Raw genomic sequence first — 5658 nt, forward strand, 5'->3', positions numbered from 1 at the left:
ATTTGGTAAATGGTCGTATGTAATTGTAATAATACATGTACGAATCGACTTTTTCGACTATAATAGAAGATGTAAGGGGCATCCGTACGCGGATGCTGAATTCTTCCGACTTTAGCGAGGAATGGAAGGATTCGATCATGGCATTATCAAAGCAGTTTCCTTTCCGGGACATGCTTGTGATAATGCCTTTTTCTTTGGCTGCCTGCTGAAACGCGCGCGAGGTATACTGGGAGCCCTGATCACTGTGCAGGAGGAGACCGTAGGTCTCCCGGCCCCGACAGGCCGCTTCCAGCGTATCAAGCACCAGACTCGTCTCTTGCGTATCCCGTAGCTGATACGCGACTAATTCATTATTGTATACATCCATGATCGTAGATAAATACCACATCTTCTCTCCATACGGCAGGTACGTAATGTCCGTAACCCAGTTTTGGTTGGGACGATCAGCTGTAAATTCCTGCTGAAGGAGGTTCGGCACCGTCTGAGGGGTTTCTCCCGTCGGCTGGGTCCGTTTCTTCGGCTTGGCCTGGCATTGGAGCTGATACTTCTGCATCACGCGTTGGGCGGTTTTCCGATTGACCCTGATCCCGTGGTCTTTTCGGAGAAGAGCCGCCACCTTGCGGTGGCCCAGCCAATAGCGATACCGTCAGCAGAGATCCATAATGATTTGGTGGAGGGCAGGAATCTCACGGGAACGTTTTTTCCACCGGTAGTAGGTGGCCCATGAAATGCCGAAGGCATTACACATCGCCTGCACGGCATAGAGATGTTTATTCGTCTCCATCACTTCGACGGTGACTTCCGGAACCACGTCCTTTCGATGGCATTGGCCTTTCCCATCAGATCATCTCTCATTTCGTAATACGCCACTTTCTTTCGCAGCTGCTCGATTTCTGTTTCCTCGTCAGGCCCTTTACCGAAGATATATTGTTTTCCCGGCGGCTGGGCCAGGCGGTGGAAGGCTCCCTGTTTATACCACCGGACCCATGTTTTAATCTGGGATTCATTTTTAATCCCAAACTGCTTCATGAGTTCCTGGTTGGAGGTTTGCCCCTCCAATTTCAAGCGAATGACTTCGCGCTTCACATCTTCCGGATAAAATCGATTGGTTCCCATCAAAAAAACACCTCCAGATCATCGTTAATACTACATACGACGTTGGGGGTGTTTTTTCCTGTCTCATATTATGGGGTCACTCTAAACTTCCGAAAATTTTCGGAGCTTTTATTTAGTGCCTTTTCACTCAACATCATTGCGCTTATCGGGAGCGGCTGATACCTTCATTTTTGGTTTTAGGCCTTGTACTTAAGGACAAAATAGCTTATTTTTTCGTCAATCCTTACTCATGAGTCGGCCTCGAGGTCGGAGACGAAGAAGGTGGAAACAGGGCCAGAAAAACAACCATCGCAAGAATACAGGCTGCTCCCATCCACTGGAATTCTCCAAACGGCTCCTGATGCCACAGCACGATAGCTAAAACCGCTTGCCAGGGGTTCCAGGCAACCTAACAAACTGGTGGCTTTGGCCTCCAGGTAATTCAAACTGGCAATGTAAAACCAGAAAGCGATCATGGTGCCCCCAACGATCACAAAGAGAAGGTACAGATAACCTTCCAGGGTCAGGGTCTCCGGAAAAGCACGCCAGACGGGATGCCAAAAGCTTAAGACGCCTCCGCCAATCACCATCCCCCACCCAACCACGACCAGTGAAGCAAATCGCTGCAGCAGACCGACCGCGTAAAGGGTATAAAATGCGAGAGCGATGCCGGACAACGTGCCCCATACGACGGCGGAGACGGGCAGCTGAAATTGCTGCAGGGAACCGTTGGTTAATAACAAAAAGCAGCCGGCGTGAGCCAGGGTTAACGTCCACGCCTCCTGACGGGTAAAGGCCGTTTGTCGCCGCAGAAGCAGATACATCATGATAAACGCGGGAGAAAGATACTGGAGCAGCGTGGCTACAGCCGCGTTTCCATCTGCAATGGAAGCCATGTACGTATATTGGACGACTAGCATTCCCAGGATACCAAAAACCAAAACAGCCAAAGCTGTGGAAGGTCGTTGTCATATTCGAATGATTTGCGCCCGCTCCCCGAGTCTTCTCTGGAGAAGTAATAAACTGATGCCGGAAAGGAGCAGACGTACGGCGACCAGCCAGCCGACCTCCAAATGAAAATCCTGAAACAGCTTTTGGGAAACCGTGCCCCCTAATCCCCAGAAGGTAGCCCCTATCGTAACCAACCATAACCCCTTATGTTTTGCTTTCAACATGGTTATTCGCTCCCTATCTATCGTGATATTGCTAGTCTACGGATCAAGACCGTTGGTTTATACCATGATAGTATAGAAAAATATTACATGATTGAGGAGAGATGTCTGTGGGTCAAAACACCATTGCTATCAACCAGCAGTTTCAGGAAATAACGGAGCAACGGTCGGGCGCGCTTCCCGTCCAGTACTACCTCACTGCCTTTCATGCACTGGTGGATGGTCGTCTCCCGTGGCATTGGCACGACGAAGTGCAATGGGTGGTGATGCTCCAAGGAGAAGCTGAATTCTACATCAATAACGATTCATGCACGGTGAAACAGGGAGAGGCCTTATTTATCAATAGCGGGCGCCTGCATGCAGCCCATCATGGCGTCCTTCCTAGTGAGTATCTGTGTATTAATGTGGATCCTTCGTTTTTAATACCAGAGGCGTTGCATGAGACCTATCTCACCCCTTTTATCACCGCAACAAATTTCTCCTGGATTCGGATTCCGGCGGAGTCCCTTTGGGGCAAAACCATCATGAGGTCGCTGTTATCGCTCCAGCATCTGTTAGAGGAAAAGCCTTTCCATTTTGAACTTCAGGCGTTTACCGTCCTGAATAACGTATGGCGGCACACGATTGGGCACGAGCCGATCTTAACGTATCATCCAGCCCAGGAACGCGAAGAACAAGCGATGAAGCAGATGCTTGGATGGATTCAAAGGCATTATGCGGAGAGCCTTCGTTTGGAAGATATTGCCCAGGCTGGATCCTTAAGTCGATCGGAATGTTGCCGGTATTTTCAACGAATCCTGCAAACGACCCCGATGAGTTATGTAAAGGAGTACCGCCTTCAGAAAAGCATGGAGTTGCTTCAGGCATCGAAGACTTCAGTCACCGATATTGCCTTCCAGGTTGGTTTTTCTAGTGCCAGCCACTTTATCGAACCTTTCGTCGGCATAAGCATATGACGCCCCTGGCTTATCGCAGAAGCAAGTTGTTATAAGTAGATAAGTTTTCAAATGAACATAGAATAGATTATCGGAAGTTAATGAATCACACTCAATATAACAAGCAGTTCTCGTATTTGGAGGAAATGATTGGATGCCAATAATTATTAGTAATATTCTTAAATTAAAACAATATCAAAAAACAGGCGGCTAAGATGATAACCAGCCGCCTGTTAAAGTTTTGTTTATAACTTATTTAATCTTTTAAGCCAGATGTAGCTTGGCTGTCCATAATGTAACGTTGAAATATAAAGAATAAAACAACCATTGGCAGGATTGAAATAACCGAAGCAGATAACAGCAATGGCCAATTAATACTGTCAGCTCCGACGATATTTCTAAGAGCGATCTGCAGAGTATAATTTTCAGGACTACTTATAACAATTAAAGGCCATATATAGTCGTTCCAACGCCATTGGAACGAGAAAATGGCTAGGGTGATCATGATTGGTTTTGCTATTGGAAGCATTAATCGGAAAAATATTCTGCCTTCACTAGCTCCATCAATTCTAGCGGATTCCAATAAGTCGTCAGGGACACTTAAGAAGAATTGCCGAAACATAAATATACCTGTAGCTGTACTAATAGAAGGTATAATCAAGCCCGCTAAACTGTCATATTGGTTTAGAGATTGAATGACTGTGAATGTGGGATTCATGATAACTTCGGTCGGAAGCATTGTTGTAGCCAAAATACATATGAAGAAAACAGCAAGCCACTTATATCGATATTTTGCTAACGCAAATCCACATGAAGCACTGGCCAGAATCGTGAGCAAAGTTGTTACTACGGTGACAATACTTGTATTGAGAAAGTAACGAACAAAATTCATCGTCGTCCAGGCATACTCATAATTTTCTACTGTCGGATTTTCTGGTAAGAAGCTTAAAGGATAATCAAATAATTCTCCACCGGGTTTAAACGAACTTAATAGTAACCATAGTATGGGAAATAGAAACAATATGACCATAATGTACATTAATATAGTGAGAAAAGCCGAGGATTGATTCTCTTTAAATTTAAACATTAGTTTTCCCACCTTTTTTCGCCGCGAAGTCGTAATAAAGCAAAACTCATCAATAAAACAAACAAAATCATCGAAGCTGCGCTAGCGTAGCCAATATTTAACTGGTTAAAACCTGTTTCGTAAATATACTGCACTAATAAGGTAGTATCGGAGCCTGGTCCTCCGTCCGTCAGTGATTGAATTAATGGAAATTCTTTCATTAAGTTAAACACGGATAACAGTACGACCATAAACGAAGTAGGCCTTAATGCTGGCAAGGTGATGTGCCAAAATTTTTGTATCGTATTTGCTCCATCAATCATTGCCGCGTCATAATATGTTTTCGGAATATTCACTAGGGCACTCATAAAAAGAAGCATATTGAACGCAGTACCAATCCAAACCGTTGCAAAGAACAGTACGACAAAAGCCATTATTCCGTTGGAAGACCAAGGCACCGATCCCAAACCCAGACTACCGAGAATGAAATTTACAAATCCAAAACTTTCTCCAAAGAGCCAGCGCCATATGACACCAGCAATAATAGGTGAAATCAACCACGGAAAGAAAAAAGCAATCTTCGCTAATCCTTTTCCTCTTGTTTTCGAACTTGTTAATAGCAAAGATACTCCTAAAGATACGCTATAAATCAGAGGGACGCCTATGCCAGCGTAAACGATCGTTCTAAATAGTGCTCCATAAAAACTGGAATCCTGAAATAGTTCAATATAGTTTTCTAGACCAATAAACGAGGCGCTAATACCGGAATAATCGGTAAAGGAATAATAGAGTCCCAGTAGTGCTGGGCCCAAAAAGAAAATTAAAAAGAGTATGATATTAGCGCCAACGAATGCTAAGGCCCATGCTGCATTCCGATTTTTAATCAATTTCTACATCCCTTCCACTACCGATATTCAACTCAGTGTAGGAAATAGCATTGTTAGAATTATATTCTTTTAGTTGATCGTTGATAAAAAACTCATCATTTTTGGTTAATTTCAAATATCCATGTTGAAAATCTTCAAAGGCAAACTCATTATAACTATGGCTTAGAAAAGCGTCTTGAAGACTAGCTTTGAATGTTTCAAACTCACCAATTTCTTGACGAGATGAACATTTAATAACCAGATGTTGTTCTTTACCATAAAATCGTATTTCTCGGTAAGCAGTTGCGTTTTCTTCTAAAGGTACTAATCTTCTATCGGAATAAATCGCCACATAAGCATCATCTTTTCTTACAAACTTTTATGTTGCGGGTTTATTAACAATTATTTCCATTATCAATAAAAAAGAGACAGAATCCCCGTTGATACGGTACGATGACATCGACCAAAACACCATCGAGAAAGGATTCTGCCTCATGTCTACCGTATCATATTCCTCCTGCATC

The 5658-nt window shown here is 43.9% G+C and carries 4 protein-coding genes and 2 pseudogenes; 1 reads left to right on the plus strand and 5 read right to left on the minus strand.

The genetic code is table 11. From position 1 onward, the window contains the following. Both CHL76_RS16550 and CHL76_RS16555 read right to left on the minus strand, forming a co-directional pair. A pseudogene (locus tag CHL76_RS16550) lies at positions 1-1116 on the minus strand (IS3 family transposase); the annotation flags it as partial. Between the two features lie 223 nt (positions 1117-1339). Beyond that, positions 1340-2270 (minus strand): annotated as a pseudogene (locus tag CHL76_RS16555) (DMT family transporter). A gap of 107 nt (positions 2271-2377) precedes the next feature. Between CHL76_RS16555 and CHL76_RS16560 the strand changes: the two are divergent. After that, on the plus strand, positions 2378-3223 hold the full coding sequence (locus CHL76_RS16560) for an AraC family transcriptional regulator (RefSeq protein WP_158219221.1): 846 nt from the start codon (positions 2378-2380) through the stop codon (positions 3221-3223). Positions 3224-3458: 235 nt separating this feature from the next. Here CHL76_RS16560 and CHL76_RS16565 read toward each other — a convergent pair whose 3' ends face one another. From CHL76_RS16565 to CHL76_RS17240, 3 genes are read right to left on the minus strand one after another with little or no spacing between them, the layout of a single operon-like run. Then, positions 3459-4289 carry a carbohydrate ABC transporter permease gene (locus tag CHL76_RS16565; RefSeq protein ID WP_094909168.1) on the minus strand — a complete coding sequence of 277 codons (831 nt, stop codon included), beginning with the start codon at positions 4287-4289 and terminating at the stop codon, positions 3459-3461. Beyond that, positions 4289-5155, minus strand: a complete 867-nt coding sequence (locus tag CHL76_RS16570; protein WP_233133501.1) for a carbohydrate ABC transporter permease — start codon at positions 5153-5155, stop codon at positions 4289-4291. Before CHL76_RS16570 ends, CHL76_RS16565 begins: the two co-directional genes overlap by 1 nt. Next, a complete protein-coding gene (locus tag CHL76_RS17240) occupies positions 5148-5486 on the minus strand; it encodes a hypothetical protein (RefSeq protein ID WP_094909169.1) in 339 nt (112 codons plus the stop codon). Before CHL76_RS17240 ends, CHL76_RS16570 begins: the two co-directional genes overlap by 8 nt. Positions 5487-5658 lie beyond the last annotated feature (172 nt).

The organism is Marinococcus halophilus, from assembly GCF_002265875.1.
Taxonomy (GTDB): domain Bacteria; phylum Bacillota; class Bacilli; order Bacillales; family Marinococcaceae; genus Marinococcus; species Marinococcus halophilus.